Genomic DNA, 16,893 nt, shown 5'->3' on the forward strand with positions numbered 1-16,893 from the left:
CATGCCTTTGACCCGCAAAGCCTACCGCGCCGCCATCCTGCACAGCATCGCCGACCCCGCCGAGGTCGGCATCGACGCGTCCTATGAGTATTTCGAAGACGGCCTGCTGGTGATCGACAACGGCCGGATCAGCGCGCTTGGCCACGCCAGCGACCTGCTGCCGACCCTGCCTGCCGATATCGACGTCACGCACTATCAGGATGCGCTGATCACCCCTGGCCTGATCGACACCCATATCCACCTGCCGCAGACCGGTATGGTCGGCGCCTATGGCGAGCAGTTGCTGGACTGGCTCAACACCTACACCTTCCCGTGTGAAAGCCAGTTCGCCGACAAGGCGCACGCTGACGAAGTGGCGGATATTTTCATCAAGGAACTGCTGCGCAACGGCACCACCACCGCGCTGGTGTTCGGCAGCGTGCACCCGCAGTCGGTGAACGCCTTCTTCGAAGCCGCCGAAAAACTCGACCTGCGCATGATCGCCGGCAAGGTGATGATGGACCGTAATGCGCCGGATTATCTGACCGACACGCCGGAATCCGGCTACCAGGAAAGCAAGGCGCTGATCGAGCGCTGGCACGGCAAGGGCCGCCTGCATTATGCGGTCACGCCACGTTTCGCCCCCACCAGCACGCCGGAGCAACTGGCGTTGGCCGGGCAACTGCTGGGGGAGTATCCGGACCTGTATATGCAGACCCACATCAGTGAGAACAAGCAGGAAGTCGAATGGGTGAAGGCGTTGTTTCCAGAGCGCAACGGCTATCTGGACGTGTACGACCACTACAAACTGCTCGGCGAACGCTCGGTGTTTGCCCATGGCGTGCACCTGTGCGACGACGAATGCGCACGGCTGGCAGAAACCGGCTCGGCCGTGGCGTTCTGCCCAACGTCGAACCTTTTCCTCGGCAGTGGCCTGTTCAACCTGCCGATGGCCGAAAAGCACAAATTGAATGTGGGCCTGGGCACCGACGTGGGCGGCGGCACCAGCTTCTCGCTGCTGCAAACCTTGAATGAAGCCTACAAGGTCATGCAGTTGCAGGGCGCGCGGTTGAGCCCATTCAAGTCGCTGTACCTGGCGACCCTGGGCGGTGCGCGCGCGCTGCGCCTGGAAGACAAGATCGGCACCTTGCAGCCAGGCACGGATGCGGACTTTCTGGTACTGGACTACAACGCCACGCCGTTGCTGAGCTATCGCTTGAAGCAGGCGAATACCATTGCCGAGACGTTGTTTGTGTTGATGACCCTGGGGGATGATCGGACGGTGTTGCAGACCTACGCGGCGGGTCAGCTGGTACATCAACGCTGATTTCAGATACACCACAAAACCAATGTGGGAGGGGGCTTGCCCCCGATAGCGGTGGACCAGTCAACTGATTCAGTGACTGACACTCTGCTATCGGGGGCAAGCCCCCTCCCACATTTTTTATCCCCGGTGAGTCAGGAAAATTACAGTTTTACCGACGTACGCCCTGGCTTCTTGGTCTGCAACAAATGCGAGAACACCGCATGCAGATCATCCGACGCGCTTTCCTCATCGAGGTTGAGCTTGCTGTCGATGTGGTCCATGTGATGCATCATCAGATCCACCGCCAGTACCGCATCCCGGGCTTCGATCGCGTCGATCAATTGGGTGTGTTCATCGTAGGAACAGTGCGAGCGGTTGCCGCTTTCGTACTGGGCGATGATCAAGGAAGTCTGGGACACCAGGCTGCGCTGGAAGCTGATCAGCGGCGCATTCTTCGCCGCTTCAGCCAGCTTCAAGTGGAATTCGCCGGAGAGGCGGATGCCGGCGCCACGGTCGCCACGGGAGAAACTGTCGCGTTCGTCGTTGACCATCTGGCGCAACTGGGCCAGTTGCTCAGCGGTAGCGTGCTGCACCGCCAGCTCGGTGATCGCCCGCTCCACCAGGCGCCGCGCCATGAACACTTGGCGGGCCTCGTCGACGCTCGGGCTGGCGACGACCGCGCCACGATTGGGCCGCAGCAACACCACGCCCTCATGGGCCAGGCGCGACAACGCGCGGCGAATGATGGTGCGGCTCACGCCGAAGATTTCGCCCAGTGCCTCTTCACTCAATTTGGTGCCGGGTGCCAGGCGTTGTTCGAGGATCGCCTCGAAGATATGCGCATACACGATATCGTCCTGGGTCCCGCTGCGACCGGCCTTGCCGGCTCGCGGTTGTTTCTTGAGAGGTTGCAACTGTTCGTTCATGGGCACTCGGGTTTGGAGAACGGCGGCGAATTAACGGTAATACGGCAACAGCGGGTCGCTGGCAAGTATCACCTGAAAACAGGGCACATTGTACACAACCCACTGCGCCAACACACTGTACGGCTGTTTGCGGCGTCGGCTGTATTGCAATGAGTCGTTGCGTTTGAGTTTAGGCTTGATTCCACGATTTCCCACGCGCTCTTTGTAGGAGCGAGCTTGCTCGCGAAAAACCTGAGAACGCCACGGTTATTCAGGAAGCTCGCGTTGTTGACGTTTTTCGCGAGCAAGCTCGCTCCTACAAGAAAGCCTGACACAAGGATCATCTTTCCATGACCGACGCCACCCAAGCGCCTTTGCGCCCGCTGGCCGACACTTCACCTTCGGCCGTCGTCGCCGGTTTCATCGCCATGATGACCGGCTACACCAGCTCGCTGGTGCTGATGTTCCAGGCCGGCCAGGCCGCCGGTTTGACCACGGCGCAGATTTCTTCGTGGATCTGGGCGCTTTCCATCGGCATGGCGGTGTGCAGCATCGGCCTGTCCCTGCGCTATCGCACGCCGATCACCATTGCCTGGTCCACACCCGGCGCGGCACTGTTGATCACCAGCCTGGGCGGGGTCACCTACGGCGAGGCCATCGGCGCCTACATCACTTGCGCGGTGCTGGTGACCCTCTGCGGGCTGACCGGCAGCTTTGAAAAACTGGTCAAGCGCATCCCCGCCTCACTGGCGGCGGCGTTGCTGGCGGGGATTCTGTTCAAGATCGGCAGCGAAATCTTCGTCGCCGCGCAGCATCGCACCGGCCTGGTGCTGGGGATGTTTTTCACTTACCTGGTCATCAAGCGCCTGTCGCCGCGTTATGCCGTGCTGGCTGCACTGGTGATCGGCACCCTGCTGTCGGGCTTGATGGGGCTGCTGGACTTCAGCGGCTTTCACCTGGAAGTCGCGGCACCGGTGTGGACCACGCCGCACTTCTCACTGGCGGCGACCATCAGTATCGGCATCCCGCTCTTCGTGGTGGCGATGACCTCGCAAAACATGCCGGGTATCGCCGTGCTGCGCGCCGACGGCTACAGCGTGCCGGCCTCGCCATTGATCACCACCACCGGCCTCGCCTCACTGGTGTTGGCGCCCTTTGGCTCCCACGGTATCAACCTGGCGGCGATCAGCGCGGCGATCTGCACCGGGCCGCACGCCCATGAAGACCGCAACAAGCGCTACACCGCCGCCGTATGGTGCGGGGTGTTCTACGGGATTGCCGGGGTGTTCGGCGCCACCTTGGCGGCATTGTTCGCAGCGTTGCCCAAGGAACTGGTGCTGTCGATCGCGGCCCTGGCGTTGTTTGGCTCGATCATCAATGGCCTGAGCATCGCCATGAATGAGCCGAAGGAACGGGAAGCGGCGCTGATTACCTTCATGGTCACCGCGTCAGGCTTGACGTTGTTTTCCATCGGTTCGGCGTTCTGGGGAATTGTGGCGGGGGTGTTGACGCTGCTGATCCTGAACGGACGCAAGGCATAAAAAAACGGCGACCCTCAGGTCGCCGTTTTTTTCAGTATCACTTAGCCGCGTTGATCGGCTTTTCCGGATACCACACGTCCAGCAACGGGCTGACTTCAGCCTTGGTCAGCTCGGAACGGGTTTTCAGCCAGGCTTCGACAGCAGCACGCTGCTCTTCGGAGACCGAGCCGCGCTTCTGCAGGCAAACCAGACCGTAGTCATCGCCGCCCACATAGCCCAGACCGTTGGCTTCCATGGCTTCTTTGATGAATGCTTCGAGGAAAGCGTCGATAGCTTCTTCACTCAGGCCTTCTTTGAAGTCCAGGTTCAGTTCGAAACCCAGCTCTTGAAATTCATCAACGCACAGTTTTTTGCGCAGACGCTGGGAACGGTTAGTCGCCATTGGAACAATCCTCATAAGTAATAACGGGCGGCACTTTAGCAGTTTAAGGCGGCAATTGCCCGACTCTCTGGGACGGGCGGCGCTTAAGCGATAAAAAAACCCTAATTCCCCGCTATCGTTCAGCTACACGTAAGCTCCGCTTGGGGCATAATGCCGACACTTTCATGACCAATGAGGGATTTTCTTCCATACCCCTCGCCTTTTTCACCCTTCTCAGCAGTAGGGTTTTATTTCTTATGATCAAATCTTTACGTTCTGTTTTACTCGCCGGTGTTCTTCTGCCACTGGCCGTTTGCGCCACCGCCGCCCCCGTCAACAACACCCTGCCCCCCAGCGTTGCCCAGGCCCTCCAGAAGGCAAAATTGCAAAACACCGCATTGTCCCTGGTGATGCTGCCCTTGAACGGCCCCGGTACGCCGACCGTGTTCAATGCCGACGTGTCGGTGAACCCGGCCTCCACCATGAAACTGGTGACGACCTACGCGGCCCTGGAGATGCTCGGCCCCAACCATCAGTGGAAAACCGAGTTCTACACCGACGGCGTACTCAGCGGCGGCGTGTTGCGCGGCAACCTGTACCTCAAGGGCGGCGGCGATCCCAAGCTGAATATGGAAAAACTCTGGCTGTTGATGCGCGACCTGCGCGCCAACGGCGTACAGCAGGTCACCGGCGACCTGGTGCTGGACCGCAACTTCTTCCACCAGCCGCAATTGCCGGAGTTCAATGACGACGGCAACGACGAGAACAAGCCGTTCCTGGTCAAGCCCGATGCGCTGCTGGTCAACCTCAAAGCCCTGCGCTTCGTGACACGCAACGATGCCGGGCGGGTGATCGTGTCGGTCGAGCCGCCGATTGCGAGCATTCGCATCGACAACCAGGTGAAAGTCTCCAACGCCAAACAGTGCACTGGCGATGTGCGCTACAGCCCGATGACCGCCGCCGATGGCAGTATGACCGTGACCGTCAGTGGCCAGTTGGCGGACGGCTGCAGTTCGCAGACCTATCTGTCGCTGCTCGACCATGCCACCTACACCGCCGGCGCCGTGCGTGCGATCTGGAAGGAATTGGGCGGCACCATCCAGGGCCGCGATATCCAGGCGCCAGTGCCCAAGGATGCCAAGGTCCTGGCCCGGGCATTCTCGCCGGACCTGGCGGAAATCATCCGCGACATCAATAAATACAGTAACAACACCATGGCCCAGCAACTGTTCCTGAGCCTGGGCGCGCAGTTTCGCAACGATGCCGATGGCGACGATGCCAAGGCCGCGCAACGCGTAGTACGTCAGTGGCTGGCGAAAAAAGGCATTACCGCGCCACACCTGGTGATGGAGAACGGTTCCGGCCTGTCCCGCGCCGAACGGATCAGCGCCCGCGAAATGGCGGCCATGCTGCAAGCGGCCTGGAAAAGCCCCTACGCCGCCGAGTACATCAGCTCGCTGCCGATTGCCGGCACCGACGGCACCATGCGTAAACGCCTGAAGACCACCGCCATGCGCGGTGAAGCCCATGTGAAGACCGGAACCTTGAACACCGTGCGCGCCATCGCCGGGTTCAGCCGTGACAACAACGGCAACACCTGGGCGGTGGTGGCGATTCTTAACGACTCCAAGCCGTGGGGCGCGTCGTCGGTGCTGGACCAAGTGCTGCTGGACCTGTATCGCCAGCCGAAGGCGGTTGCAGCCGCACCAGTGCTCTAGCACTATTCAACGCCGCTGCCACACAGCTCCACCCGGTCCCTGCCCGTCTGCTTGGCGGTATACACCGCCGAGTCCGCGCGCAGCAGCAACCCGTCAATGCCTTCATCGACACGCCAGCTGGCCACCCCAAAGCTGGCGGTGACGATGCCCGCCGGCGCCATCGGCGTGCTGCGCAACGACTGCCACAACTGCGTCGCCAAGTGGTAAGCCTGGGCGCCATCGGTGTGCGGGCATAGCACCACGAATTCTTCCCCACCCAACCGACAGAACACGTCGGTGCGGCGCAAGCGTTTGCTGATTCGCCTGCACAGCTCCTGCAACACACCGTCCCCGGCGCCGTGCCCGTACTGGTCATTGACCCGCTTGAAGTGGTCGACATCCAGCATGATCACCGACAGCGCCCCCGACGTGCGGGTGTGGCGCAGCAGTTCGGCTTTCATGCGGTCCTGGAAATAGCGGCGATTGTGGATGCCCGTCAGGGAGTCAGTGATGGACAGCGTGCGCAACTCTTCTTCCACGCGCTTGAGGTCGGAAATATCCGACACATAACCGTGCCACAACGTACCGCCGCCGGGTAATTCCTCCGGCGTGGCCTCGCCACGAATCCAGCGCAGGCCGCGCTGGGGCAACTGCACGCGATACTCTTCGCGCCAATGGCTCAGTTGCAGCGCCGACAAGCGTATCGACGCGCGTACCCGCTCAAGGTCCAGGGGGTGAATGCGTTCCAGGACCTTGCCCGCATCCTGCTGCAACACGCCAAGCTCGATCTCATAGATATCGCGCATGCCTTCGCTGGCGTAAATGAAGCGCCAGCTGTTGTGGGGCTCCAGGGTGAACTGGAAAATGCCGCCAGGCACATGGGCACTGAGCTTTTTCAGCAAGCGATCGCGCGCGGCCAACGCTTCGTAGGCGCGCTTCTGCTCGGTAACATCCAGGTAAATCGCCAAGTGCCCGACCCACAGGCCATGGTCATCCAGCAACACCGTGACCAGCATATTGACGGTCAACGGGCTGCCGTCCTCGCGCACCAACGTCCACTCGCGGGCGTCCTGTTGACCGTCGGGACTTTCCACCAGCATCGCCTGGCTCGGCGCGATACGCTTGCCCAGCGACACACTCAAGCGCGTGGCGCGGGTCTCGAGCTCGGCGGCCAGGTGCAGACTTTCCAACGTCAGGCGGCCCACCACGTGCTCGCCCTTGAACCCCAGCATCCGCTCGGCCCCGGCATTGAACATGTTGATGACACCGCGCAAGTCCGTGGCAATGATTGCGACGTGCGTCGCTGCATTCAGCACGCTGCGCAATTGACCATGCGCGCCCCGTAGCTCCTGTTCACGCATGCGCAACTGAGCGGTACGCTGCTCCACCAGGGTCAACGCCCGCTGGCGTTGGCTGACCAACACATAAAGCAAGGCACTGAGCAGCACACTCAGCAGCACGCCCATAATCAGTATGGTGTTGGTCGAGGAATGGTTGGCCTTGTCGAATACCTCACTGGCACGCAGGCTCAGCGCGTAGACGTGGTCACCGAGGGTAAGACGTCGGGCGGCGACAAGGTCGCTGCCGCCCGGCGCATTGCTGGACGCATACAGCACACGCTGCTCAGTGTCGGAAGTGTCGACGATCTGCATCGCCAGGTTATCCCGGTTTGCCTTGGGCAACCCATCGGCCACCAATTGGCGCATGCTGATCACCGCCATGACGTAACCGTACGGCTGGGCATCGAGAGTCTTGCTGACCGGCGCCACCAGCAGCACCCCTGCGGCATAGGCCGGTTCCACGCCCACCAATTGCATGGGCTGGGACACCGCCACCTTGCCGCTTTTTTGCGCACGCTCCAGCACAGCGCGCCGCAGGGGTTGGGCCAGCAGATCAAACCCCAACGGCGAGCCCAACAGACTTTGGGTCTGGCTGTATAACACCGGTACATATTCATCGCGCTCGGAAGCGGGCGCCAACTCACCTGCCGAATTCAGTTCACGGATGTTGAAAGGTACGCCGCGCTGGCGCGAGATGTCCTGTTCAAACCGGCTGCGCTGATCCCGAAGCACACGCGGCGCCCAGGCATAGGCACGCGCATGCAACAACAAAGGCTGGGCGAAGCCGTCAAACTCGCTGCGAGACACTTCGCCGGAATTGACGAAGAAGCGGCGCAGGCTATCCAGGCGCAGTTCCTGGTCTTCGAAGCGCTCCTGAATCCGGCTGTAGCGCTCATTGACCAGCAACTGGAAGCGCTGGCGCACCTGCTGCTGATTGAGGTCGGCAGCGGCCCACGCGATGACCAGGGTCAGCGCGCTACCGATTGCCAGCACCACCAATGCCACCAGCCAAGCCGATGCCTGTTCACTGATAAAACCAAGGATCTTCGGGCGTACGGCTTGCATTGGCATAGGCGATACTCACAACGCCAGCGTGCGGGGGGTGTCACTTTGGCTGGACGTTAAGTTATAGCCATCGGTGGGGGGTTTGACCAGCGTAAATACCTGCGGTGGCGAGGGAGCTTGCTCCCTCGCCACACGCATCAGCGTGCGGTAATTTTCCAGGCGCGGTGGATCTTGGCGTTACGCGCGAAATCCGGGTCGATGGTCTTGTCGCTGATCTCCTCGACCGCATAGCGTTCGCTGAGGTTGTCTTCCAGCTGGAACTTGCGGAAGTTGTTCGAGAAGTACAGCACGCCGCCCGGCGCCAGGCGCGCCATGGCCAGATCGAGCAATTGCACGTGGTCACGCTGCACGTCGAAAATGCCTTCCATGCGCTTGGAGTTGGAGAAGGTCGGCGGGTCGATGAAAATCATGTCGAACTCATCGCGACTGGCTTCCAGCCACGCCATCACATCACCTTGTTCCAGGCGGTTCTTGTCGGAAAAGCCGTTGAGGGAGAAGTTGCGACGCGCCCAGTCCAGGTAGGTCTTGGACAAATCGACACTGGTGGTGCTGCGCGCGCCACCCTTGGCCGCGTGCACGCTGGCGGTGGCGGTGTAGCAATACAGGTTGAGGAAACGCTTGCCCGCCGCTTCCTTCTGAATGCGCAGGCGCATCGGGCGGTGGTCGAGGAACAGGCCGGTGTCCAGGTAGTCGGTGAGGTTGACCAGCAGCTTCACGCCACCTTCGCTGACCTCGGTGAACTTGCCCTGGGCGCTCTGACGCTCGTATTGCTTGGTGCCGCTCTGACGCTCGCGACGCTTGACCACCACGCGACTTTTGTCGACGTTCAGTGCCTGGGGAATTGCCGCGAGCGCGTCAAACATGCGCGCCGAGGCTTTTTCCGGGTCGATGGACTTCGGCGCGGCGTATTCCTGCACATGCACCCAATCGTGATACAGGTCGATAGCCATGGAGTACTCCGGCATATCGGCGTCGTACACGCGGTAGCAATCCACGCCTTCACGCTTGGCCCACTTGCCCAGCAGCTTGAGGTTCTTCTGCAGGCGGTTGGCGAACATTTGCCCGCCCTCGCTCAAGCGCGCCTGTTCGACTACCGGGGCCGGGGCTGGCTTGATCGGGTTGCCATTCTTGTTGTACTGACGCTCGACCGGTTCGGTCGGGGCCTGGTCGTAAGCCGCTTGCTCACGTTCAGCCTGGCGCTGCTCCGGGGTACGACGCTCGCCGGTGACGAACTGATCCGGGTTGACCTTGATCAGCAACAATTTGCACGGCAACGCGCCGTTCCAGAACGAATACTGTTTGTGGCTGCGGATGCCCATGCGCTTGCCCAGGTCCGGCGCGCCGGTGAACACTGCGGCTTCCCAGCCCATGCAAGCCTGGCGCAGACGCTCGCCAAGGTTCTGGTAGAGGTACAACAGACTGGCCTCGTCCCCCAAACGCTCGCCGTACGGCGGGTTGCAGATCACCAGGCCTTTCTGGTTCTGGTCCGGGCGCGGCTCAAACGTGCCGACTTCGCCCTGGTACACCTTGATCCAGTGGCTCAGGCCGGCGCGCTCGATGTTGTTGCGGGCCGGCTGGATCAGACGCGGATCGGCTTCATAGCCACGCACCCACAGCGGGGTTTTGTTCATGCCGATAGCGGCGCGTTCGGTGGCCTCGGCGTGCAGCTTCTTCCACAACGCAGGGACGTGTCCGAGCCACGTGGTGAAGCCCCACAGTTCGCGATTGAGGTTGGGCGCCATGTCGGCGGCGATCATTGCGCCTTCGACCAGGAAGGTGCCGACGCCGCACATCGGGTCGGTCAATGCGCCGCCTTCGGCAGCGATGCGCGGCCAGCCGGCGCGGATCAGGATCGCGGCCGCCAGGTTTTCCTTCAACGGCGCGGCACCCTGCTGCAGGCGGTAGCCGCGCTGGTGCAGGCTGTGGCCGGACAGGTCCAGGGACAGGATGGCTTCGCCACGGTCCAGGCGCAGGTGGATGCGCAGGTCCGGGTTGATCTTGTCGATGGACGGACGTTCGCCAGCCGGGGTGCGCAGCTTGTCGACGATTGCATCCTTGACCTTCAGCGCGCCGAAGTGGGTGTTGTCGATGCCCGAGCCGTGACCGCTGAACTCCACCGCCAGCGTACCGTCGCTGACCATGTGGTCGGCCCATTCGATATCCAGCACGCCGTGGTAGAGGTCCTCGGCGTCCTTCATCGGGAAGCGCTTGAGCACCAGCAGCACCCGGTTGGCCAGACGCGACCACAGGCACAGGCGGTAGGCGGTTTCCATGTCGGCCATGCCGCGCACGGCCGAGGTGTGCTCGCGGGCGTCCTCAAGGCCAAGCCCGACGGCTTCCTCGATCAGCAGGCCTTCGAGGCCCTTGGGGCAGGTGAGGAAGAGTTCAAAACGGTCCGACATGGGGCATTCCAGGCTTTTCAGCAATCAATGAACGGGCGACGCATCGCCGGTTCGGTTTTCAATCAAGCACTTTTCTTGAAGAGTGCTCGCGTGGCACGAATGTGCCGCTCCACCTCGTCTGACGGGCCTTTGGGCCTTTAGTGACGGGGCAGAAGAAGAATTTGAAGCAACAAAAAGAAATATTCCGACCCTTCGTCGAATAATAACCGACTGCAACAGGTGGGCATTCTCACCAAAGGATTAAACACATTCTCTTCGCAGGGCACATCATAGCTGGCTTTGCCCTGGAAAAGGGGCGAAAAGCCATCCCAGCTTATGGCTATAGCATCGTTATCGTTACGTGCTTATGACAAAACGATCATTGAATCCATGTGACCTATTGGTTAGAACTCAACACAGGTTGGCGCCGTAACGACGCCGACACATCGGCTCGCCACGCCGGCAGCGAGCCCACCAACGGCAGAAAAACTCTGCCCGGCCTCACACGAGGCCGAAGGATATCTAGACAGTCAACAAGTGAGGGAAACACCCTATGAGAAGACTTAAGCGTGATCCGTTGGAAAGAGCATTTTTACGCGGATATCAATATGGCGTTCATGGAAAATCCCGTGAGCTTTGCCCATTTACTCTACCGTCGGTGCGCCAAGCCTGGATCAATGGCTGGCGAGAAGGACGAGGCGACAACTGGGACGGTATGACTGGCACTGCGGGTATCCACAGACTCAACGAACTTCACGCCGTCGGCTAATCAGGGCACTTAATTCCGACACATTAACTTGAATATGTAGCGACTTAACCACGCACGTCCTATCCGGGCGGCGGGCTTCGGCCCAGGGGCTCCTTTATGGAGCCCTTTTTATTGCCTGGCACACAAGCGCCTTCAGCGCAGGGCGGCGATCGCGTCCACCGCTTCGCGAATCAGCGCGGGGCCTTTGTAGATGAAACCGGAGTACAGCTGCACCAGGCTTGCGCCCGCCGCGATCTTTTCAGCCGCGTGCTTGCCTTCGGTTATCCCCCCCACGGCGATGATCGGCAAGCGCCCCGCCAGTTCGGCCGCCAGCACCTTGACGATATGGGTGCTTTTGTCCCGTACCGGCGCGCCGGACAGACCGCCCGCCTCGTCACCGTGAGCGAGGCCTTCGACGCCCACACGGCTGAGGGTGGTGTTGGTCGCGATCACTGCATCCATGCCCGCGTTCATCAGGGCCTGGGCCACCAGCACGGTTTCTTCATCGCTCATATCGGGTGCGATCTTGATCGCCAATGGCACCCGCTTGCCGTGGCGCACTGCCAGGTCTTCCTGGCGCTGGCGCAATGCTTCGAGCAATTGCTTGAGGGAGTCGCCGAACTGCAGGCTGCGCAAGCCCGGGGTGTTGGGCGAGCTGACGTTGACGGTGACGTAGCTGGCATGGGCGTAGACCTTGTCCAGGCAGATCAGGTAATCGTCCACCGCGCGCTCTACCGGCGTGTCGAAATTCTTACCGATGTTGATACCGAGGATGCCCTTGTACTTCGCCGCCTGAACCCGTGACAACAAATGGTCCACACCCAGATTGTTGAAGCCCATGCGGTTGATGATCGCCTCGGCTTCCGGCAGGCGGAAGATCCGGGGCTTGGGGTTACCAGGTTGCGGCCGAGGCGTCACGGTGCCGATTTCGACGAAACCGAAACCCAACTGCGCAAACCCGTCGATTGCCGCACCGTTCTTGTCCAGGCCGGCCGCCAGCCCGACCGGATTGGGAAATTCAAGGCCCATCACCGACACCGGCACCTTCGCCGCAGACTTGCATACCAGGCCATTGAGCCCCAGGCGGCCACCCGCACCGATCAGGTCCAGGGACAGATCGTGGGAGGTTTCCGGGGAGAGTTTGAACAACAGCTGGCGGGCCAGGGTATACATGGGCGGGCTAGACTCGGATGGCGGCGAAAGGTGGCGCGATTATAGCCGGGGACACACGCTGCATGCGAGGCGTGCCGCCCAATCGTCAATTACGATGGGCCATCAGTGCCGCATAACGGGCCCAGACTTTTTCGGCGTAGCGCATGCGCAACGCGTCACGCTCCGCCCCGGCGCCCGCTCCCACATTGTAAGAACCCACCGCCGTCCAGTTATAGCCGAAACGCTGAACGAACCCCGCAAGAATCGAGGCACCGACCTCCACCGACAAACACGGCTCGCTCAACAGCCGCTCTTCGGTAATGCCCAGCTTGAGCAGGCGAGGCAAGTGACTGCTGTTGATTTGCATCAAGCCGATATCATGCGTGCCATTAGCGTTGGCATAGTTGATCGCTTCTGCGCGGTACCCCGACTCTACCGCCGCGATGGCCTGCAGCAACTCCGGCTCGAAGTCGTAACGACGCGCCACTTCATCCCAGCAGTAGGCCAGGGCCTGGTTGCTGCCCATCAGCACGCCCAGCATCAGGCCCCTGCTCCACACTTTAAACACTGCTGATCTGCCCGCACGCCGAACACACGTGCATGACGTGCTTGGGCTCGGCGTTCCGGACCTGCACAGGGCAGGTAAAACGGTAGCCCTTGCCATACACGGTCTTGATAAACCCCTTGTCGGCCTTCAAGTGTCTACGCAAGGCGTAGATGCAACGTGTCAATGACTCATCAGCCACCTCGCCCCGGGGCCAGGCAAGCGCCAACAAGCGGTCCTTGGTCATCAACGAACCGCCGGAAACCAGCAACAGTCGGAGCACGCTCCCCTCTTTGGGCGGCAGTTGAATATCGGTTTCCCTACCCGTGAGCCGACCATCTTCATGCAAGGTCCAGTGAGCGAAAACCAGGGAATTTGTCGATTCTTCAATTCCGATGTCCATAAGGCGTCCTGCACATTCGACTGCTGACATTCAAATCCTTCTTGCTGTGACGGCGCACTCGCCCGATGCCATGACTATAAAAACCTGTCTCACGTATCACGCTAGGAAAAACCCTATTCAGTCAGTGTTTTTCAGCGTCTCGTTGTAAGACAGTTCACCACTCAACCCGAACGAGGTATCCATTCCTGATACACCTCATGCAATTCAACGCCTAACCGGTCCTCCAGCTGCACCAGCTCACCCACAGCCATCAACTGCCCGTTGACCCGCACCTCCACGCAGTGGATGACCTCAGGCGCCAAAGGCAACACTTTCCCCGGCGCAAACGCAGCCAGACGCTTACGGCTGATCAATTGCTCCTGCAGCAGTATTTCCAGGTACATGGACAAACGCCTTTTATTCAGGGGGAACGCTCGCGGCCCGGCCTTACGAACGCACGTTGCACACGCTCATATTGCGCAGCCGTCAACGGCGGCGGCCCGGCCGGAGGCTTCGATTCTTCACGGCCCACATCCACCCGCCATGACGAGATTTCATTCAGTTGCTTGGGTACATCCAATTCATCTACCAGCTTCTCGATCAGGCTCACCTGTGCCGGTTTGCCTTTGATCAAGAGGCTGTTGGTGTCCGCATAGGCGATCAGCGTCAGGTTCTTGTCCGCCAGCGGGCCCTTCTGCTCACTGGCCAGCAGGCCTTGAATGATGGAGGCCATCCCCGGCACGCTGACTTTGCTCGCGCCGCTGCCATACTGCCTGTCCTCGACGTGGGTATTGAACACCTGCACCACACCGAAGGCGTGCGTGCCCACGCGCAGTTCACTGCGTTGGCGGTCCATCAATTGCGCCAGCCGCAGCACCTGGTTGACATAGCTGGGTGGCCCGGACACGTAGAAGGTACGCACCCCGCTGTCGCGCAAGGGATAGCGCGATTCATCCAGCCCCGTTCGGCGCAGGATGCCGCGCAGTCGGTTGACCGAGATGTACCGCAACGCCACCGCAGAGGTTCTCGCTTCAGTCGCGTTGTAGACGTGCACCGATTGCCCGTCGCTGTGCCAGATCAGGCCTTCACGCCGGGCCAGCGCTTCGAGGACCTGTTGGGGCGCCTCGAAATCGAACGTCCCGCTGACACGCCTGGGCGCCGCCTCCCGACTGACCACCACAGGCAGACCCAGGGGCACCGACAATGCAGTGAAAAAACTCGCCAGGCTTTCATCGCTGGCCTGATACGGCTCGCCCCAGGCAACCCGGCTGAGCAGCAATAGCACCACCCACAGCAGCGTGCTACCGAGGCAGTGGCGGTTCGTCGGAATGGGAGATTCAGCATGCACCTTGGTTTTCCTGGGGCGGTAGAACGCGAAAGAGCGGCCATACTGAGAGGCAGGCAAGGTTCAATCATGATGGAAAGCTGATGGCAGCCCCGTGGCATGTGCCTTGCTATGCACTCTCTATCAGAGCGCGCGCCAACGACGGAGCGGGCCTACGGACAAAGGCGTCGTTTCCCTGCAATGGCTGGTATCGCCATCCGAGGGAGCGACGCTTTTTTTTGAGAGAAAAGGTAGGTGTGGATGAACGATTCGGTCGGCAACAGCCCGGTGACCCCGGCGCTGGCCTGGGTAAACGGCAGTGACGCCCCGGAAAAGAGCAGTCTCGACCTGGGGTTCATGGCCTTGACTGATTGCGCCTCGCTGGTGGTCGCCGCCACCCAGGGGTTTGCGCAACCCTACGGCCTCACGCTGAACCTCAAGCGTCAAACGTCCTGGGCCAACTTGCGCGACAAACTGGTCAGCGGCGAGCTGGACGCCGCCCATAGCCTGTACGGGCTGATCTATGCCGTGCATCTGGGCATCGGCGGCGTTGCTCCGAGCCCGATGGCGGTGCTGATGGGGCTGAACCAGAACGGGCAGAGCATCAACCTGTCCCGTGGGCTGCAACAGCAAGGCGTGGTCACTCCTGAGGCATTGGAGCGTCACGTGCACCAAAGCCGCACAAAACTCACCTTCGCCCAGACTTTTCCCACCGGCACCCACGCCATGTGGCTGTATTACTGGCTGGCAAGCCAGGGCATCCACCCGCTGCGGGACGTGGACAGCGTGGTGGTCCCCCCGCCGCAAATGGTTGCGCACCTGCAAGCCGGTCGTATCGACGGCCTGTGCGTCGGTGAACCCTGGTGCGCCAGCGCCGTCAAGCAGAACCAGGGCTTCACCCTGGCGACCAGCCAGTCGATCTGGCCGAATCATCCGGAAAAGGTCCTGGGCTGTACCCAGGCCTTCGTCGACCAATACCCCAATACCGCCCGGGTGCTGGTGATGGCGATTCTCGAAGCCAGCCGTTTTATCGAAGCGAGCACGCAAAACCGTCGCTCCACCGCCCAACTGCTCAGCGCCACCCAGTACCTCGACGCACCGCTGGACTGTATCGAACCCCGCCTGCTGGGCAATTACGAAGATGGCCTGGGCAACCAGTGGCAGGACCCGCATGCGCTGCGTTTTTTCGCCGATGGTGCGGTCAACCTGCCCTACCTTTGCGACGGCATGTGGTTCATGACCCAGTTTCGCCGCTGGGGCCTGTTGCGCGAAGACCCGGATTACCTTGACGTTGCCCGCCAAGTGCAACAACTGGATGTGTACCGTCAAGCCGCCGCCGCCCTCGGCGTTCCGACAAGCACCCGGAACATGCGCAGCAGCCAGTTGATCGACGGCAAGGTCTGGGACGGCTCCGACCCCGCCGGCTATGCCCGCAGCTTCCGTCTGCACGCCATGGCGGACGACACCAGCCGCCAAGCGCTGCGCTGACAGGAGCACGACCATGCTGCGAATCCTGTTGATCAACGACACCCCGCGCAAAGTCGGTCGGCTCAAGGCCGCGTTGACCGAGGCCGGTTTTGAGGTGATCGATGAATCCGGCCTGACCATCGACTTGCCCGCGCGCGTCGAAACGGTGCGCCCCGACGTGATCCTGATCGATACCGAGTCACCCGGCCGCGATGTGATGGAGCAGGTGGTGCTGGTCAGCCGCGATCAACCCCGCCCTATCGTGATGTTTACCGACGAGCACGACCCGAATGTCATGCGCCAGGCGATCAAGTCCGGGGTCAGTGCCTACATCGTCGAAGGCATCCAGGCCCAGCGCCTGCAACCGATCCTCGATGTGGCCATGGCACGCTTCGAAAGCGACCAGGCCCTGCGCGCCCAGCTTCACGCCCGCGATCAACAGTTGGCGGAGCGCAAGCGCATCGAGCTGGCCAAAGGTCTGCTGATGAAAATGAAGGACTGCAATGAGGAAGAGGCCTACACCCTCATGCGCCGCCAGGCCATGAGCCGCCAGCAGAAACTGATCCAGGTCGCCGAACAGATTATTGCCATGAGCGAATTGCTCGGGTGATCTGGCGCGGCTCTTGCTAAAGAACCTCTACAGGTAGCCAACGGCGGTTGCCCAATCCACGACAAAGACGTCGCACACCCGGTTTGCCCTC

The 16,893-nt window shown here is 61.1% G+C and carries 14 protein-coding genes and 1 pseudogene; 6 read left to right on the forward strand and 9 right to left on the reverse strand.

Features of this window, described 5'->3' with window-relative positions; all coding sequences use genetic code 11:
- The first annotated feature begins 1 nt into the window (after window position 1).
- Window positions 2–1,306 carry a guanine deaminase gene (gene guaD, locus C4J90_RS19120; protein WP_124410537.1) on the forward strand — a complete coding sequence of 435 codons (1,305 nt, stop codon included), beginning with the start codon at window positions 2–4 and terminating at the stop codon, window positions 1,304–1,306.
- Window positions 1,307–1,446: 140 nt separating this feature from the next.
- On the opposite strand, the gene C4J90_RS19125 is transcribed toward guaD, so the two are convergent.
- Window positions 1,447–2,211 (reverse strand): GntR family transcriptional regulator, encoded by a 765-nt coding sequence (locus tag C4J90_RS19125; protein ID WP_124415313.1) that lies wholly within the window; start codon window positions 2,209–2,211, stop codon window positions 1,447–1,449.
- Window positions 2,212–2,540: 329 nt separating this feature from the next.
- On the opposite strand from C4J90_RS19125, the gene C4J90_RS19135 reads away from it, so the two are divergent.
- Window positions 2,541–3,731: a benzoate/H(+) symporter BenE family transporter gene (locus tag C4J90_RS19135; RefSeq protein ID WP_124415314.1), complete on the forward strand. Its 1,191-nt coding sequence runs from the start codon at window positions 2,541–2,543 to the stop codon at window positions 3,729–3,731.
- Between the two features lie 37 nt (window positions 3,732–3,768).
- Here C4J90_RS19135 and C4J90_RS19140 read toward each other — a convergent pair whose 3' ends face one another.
- On the reverse strand, window positions 3,769–4,113 hold the full coding sequence (locus tag C4J90_RS19140; protein WP_010208515.1) for a YggL family protein: 345 nt from the start codon (window positions 4,111–4,113) through the stop codon (window positions 3,769–3,771).
- Window positions 4,114–4,349: 236 nt separating this feature from the next.
- Between C4J90_RS19140 and dacB the strand changes: the two genes are divergently transcribed.
- A complete protein-coding gene (dacB, locus tag C4J90_RS19145; protein ID WP_124363919.1) occupies window positions 4,350–5,810 on the forward strand; it encodes a D-alanyl-D-alanine carboxypeptidase/D-alanyl-D-alanine-endopeptidase in 1,461 nt (486 codons plus the stop codon).
- Between the two features lie 2 nt (window positions 5,811–5,812).
- Here dacB and C4J90_RS19150 read toward each other — a convergent pair whose 3' ends face one another.
- Both C4J90_RS19150 and rlmKL read right to left on the reverse strand, forming a co-directional pair.
- Window positions 5,813–8,200, reverse strand: coding sequence for a GGDEF domain-containing protein (locus C4J90_RS19150; RefSeq protein WP_124415315.1), 2,388 nt, complete (start codon window positions 8,198–8,200; stop codon window positions 5,813–5,815).
- A 131-nt stretch (window positions 8,201–8,331) separates the two neighbouring features.
- Complete coding sequence (gene rlmKL, locus C4J90_RS19155) at window positions 8,332–10,596, reverse strand: bifunctional 23S rRNA (guanine(2069)-N(7))-methyltransferase RlmK/23S rRNA (guanine(2445)-N(2))-methyltransferase RlmL (protein WP_124415316.1); 2,265 nt, start codon at window positions 10,594–10,596, stop codon at window positions 8,332–8,334.
- Between the two features lie 532 nt (window positions 10,597–11,128).
- Between rlmKL and rmf the strand changes: the two genes are divergently transcribed.
- On the forward strand, window positions 11,129–11,344 hold the full coding sequence (gene rmf / locus C4J90_RS19160; protein ID WP_002553055.1) for a ribosome modulation factor: 216 nt from the start codon (window positions 11,129–11,131) through the stop codon (window positions 11,342–11,344).
- Between the two features lie 132 nt (window positions 11,345–11,476).
- Here the strand turns inward: rmf and C4J90_RS19165 are convergent, their stop codons facing one another.
- The 5 genes and pseudogenes from C4J90_RS19165 to C4J90_RS19185 form a co-directional block, all read right to left on the reverse strand.
- Window positions 11,477–12,496 (reverse strand): quinone-dependent dihydroorotate dehydrogenase, encoded by a 1,020-nt coding sequence (locus tag C4J90_RS19165; RefSeq protein WP_124420583.1) that lies wholly within the window; start codon window positions 12,494–12,496, stop codon window positions 11,477–11,479.
- An 85-nt stretch (window positions 12,497–12,581) separates the two neighbouring features.
- On the reverse strand, window positions 12,582–13,016 hold the full coding sequence (locus tag C4J90_RS19170) for a transglycosylase SLT domain-containing protein (protein WP_124363923.1): 435 nt from the start codon (window positions 13,014–13,016) through the stop codon (window positions 12,582–12,584).
- 19 nt (window positions 13,017–13,035) lie between these two features.
- Complete coding sequence (locus tag C4J90_RS19175; protein ID WP_124363924.1) at window positions 13,036–13,422, reverse strand: winged helix-turn-helix domain-containing protein; 387 nt, start codon at window positions 13,420–13,422, stop codon at window positions 13,036–13,038.
- A 161-nt stretch (window positions 13,423–13,583) separates the two neighbouring features.
- Window positions 13,584–13,805: a FliM/FliN family flagellar motor switch protein gene (locus tag C4J90_RS19180; protein WP_124363925.1), complete on the reverse strand. Its 222-nt coding sequence runs from the start codon at window positions 13,803–13,805 to the stop codon at window positions 13,584–13,586.
- A gap of 107 nt (window positions 13,806–13,912) precedes the next feature.
- Window positions 13,913–14,749: pseudogene (locus tag C4J90_RS19185) on the reverse strand (secretin N-terminal domain-containing protein); the annotation flags it as partial.
- A 237-nt stretch (window positions 14,750–14,986) separates the two neighbouring features.
- Between C4J90_RS19185 and C4J90_RS19190 the strand changes: the two are divergent.
- Both C4J90_RS19190 and C4J90_RS19195 read left to right on the forward strand, forming a co-directional pair.
- On the forward strand, window positions 14,987–16,213 hold the full coding sequence (locus C4J90_RS19190; protein ID WP_124420584.1) for a CmpA/NrtA family ABC transporter substrate-binding protein: 1,227 nt from the start codon (window positions 14,987–14,989) through the stop codon (window positions 16,211–16,213).
- 13 nt (window positions 16,214–16,226) lie between these two features.
- Window positions 16,227–16,802, forward strand: coding sequence for an ANTAR domain-containing response regulator (locus C4J90_RS19195; RefSeq protein WP_057721200.1), 576 nt, complete (start codon window positions 16,227–16,229; stop codon window positions 16,800–16,802).
- Window positions 16,803–16,893: the final 91 nt, after the last annotated feature.

It is taken from the genome of Pseudomonas sp. R2-60-08W, from assembly GCF_003852335.1.
Taxonomy (GTDB): domain Bacteria; phylum Pseudomonadota; class Gammaproteobacteria; order Pseudomonadales; family Pseudomonadaceae; genus Aquipseudomonas.

Excerpts from the sequence above, each read along its gene's own strand:
- guaD (WP_124410537.1), top strand. The coding sequence starts at position 2 with ATGCCTTTGACCCGCAAAGCCTACCGCGCCGCCATCCTGCACAGCATC.
- C4J90_RS19125 (WP_124415313.1), bottom strand. The coding sequence starts at position 2,211 with ATGAACGAACAGTTGCAACCTCTCAAGAAACAACCGCGAGCCGGCAAG.
- C4J90_RS19135 (WP_124415314.1), top strand. The coding sequence starts at position 2,541 with ATGACCGACGCCACCCAAGCGCCTTTGCGCCCGCTGGCCGACACTTCA.
- C4J90_RS19140 (WP_010208515.1), bottom strand. The coding sequence starts at position 4,113 with ATGGCGACTAACCGTTCCCAGCGTCTGCGCAAAAAACTGTGCGTTGAT.
- dacB (WP_124363919.1), top strand. The coding sequence starts at position 4,350 with ATGATCAAATCTTTACGTTCTGTTTTACTCGCCGGTGTTCTTCTGCCA.
- C4J90_RS19150 (WP_124415315.1), bottom strand. The coding sequence starts at position 8,200 with ATGCCAATGCAAGCCGTACGCCCGAAGATCCTTGGTTTTATCAGTGAA.
- rlmKL (WP_124415316.1), bottom strand. The coding sequence starts at position 10,596 with ATGTCGGACCGTTTTGAACTCTTCCTCACCTGCCCCAAGGGCCTCGAA.
- rmf (WP_002553055.1), top strand. The coding sequence starts at position 11,129 with ATGAGAAGACTTAAGCGTGATCCGTTGGAAAGAGCATTTTTACGCGGA.
- C4J90_RS19165 (WP_124420583.1), bottom strand. The coding sequence starts at position 12,496 with ATGTATACCCTGGCCCGCCAGCTGTTGTTCAAACTCTCCCCGGAAACC.
- C4J90_RS19170 (WP_124363923.1), bottom strand. The coding sequence starts at position 13,016 with ATGCTGGGCGTGCTGATGGGCAGCAACCAGGCCCTGGCCTACTGCTGG.
- C4J90_RS19175 (WP_124363924.1), bottom strand. The coding sequence starts at position 13,422 with ATGGACATCGGAATTGAAGAATCGACAAATTCCCTGGTTTTCGCTCAC.
- C4J90_RS19180 (WP_124363925.1), bottom strand. The coding sequence starts at position 13,805 with ATGTACCTGGAAATACTGCTGCAGGAGCAATTGATCAGCCGTAAGCGT.
- C4J90_RS19190 (WP_124420584.1), top strand. The coding sequence starts at position 14,987 with ATGAACGATTCGGTCGGCAACAGCCCGGTGACCCCGGCGCTGGCCTGG.
- C4J90_RS19195 (WP_057721200.1), top strand. The coding sequence starts at position 16,227 with ATGCTGCGAATCCTGTTGATCAACGACACCCCGCGCAAAGTCGGTCGG.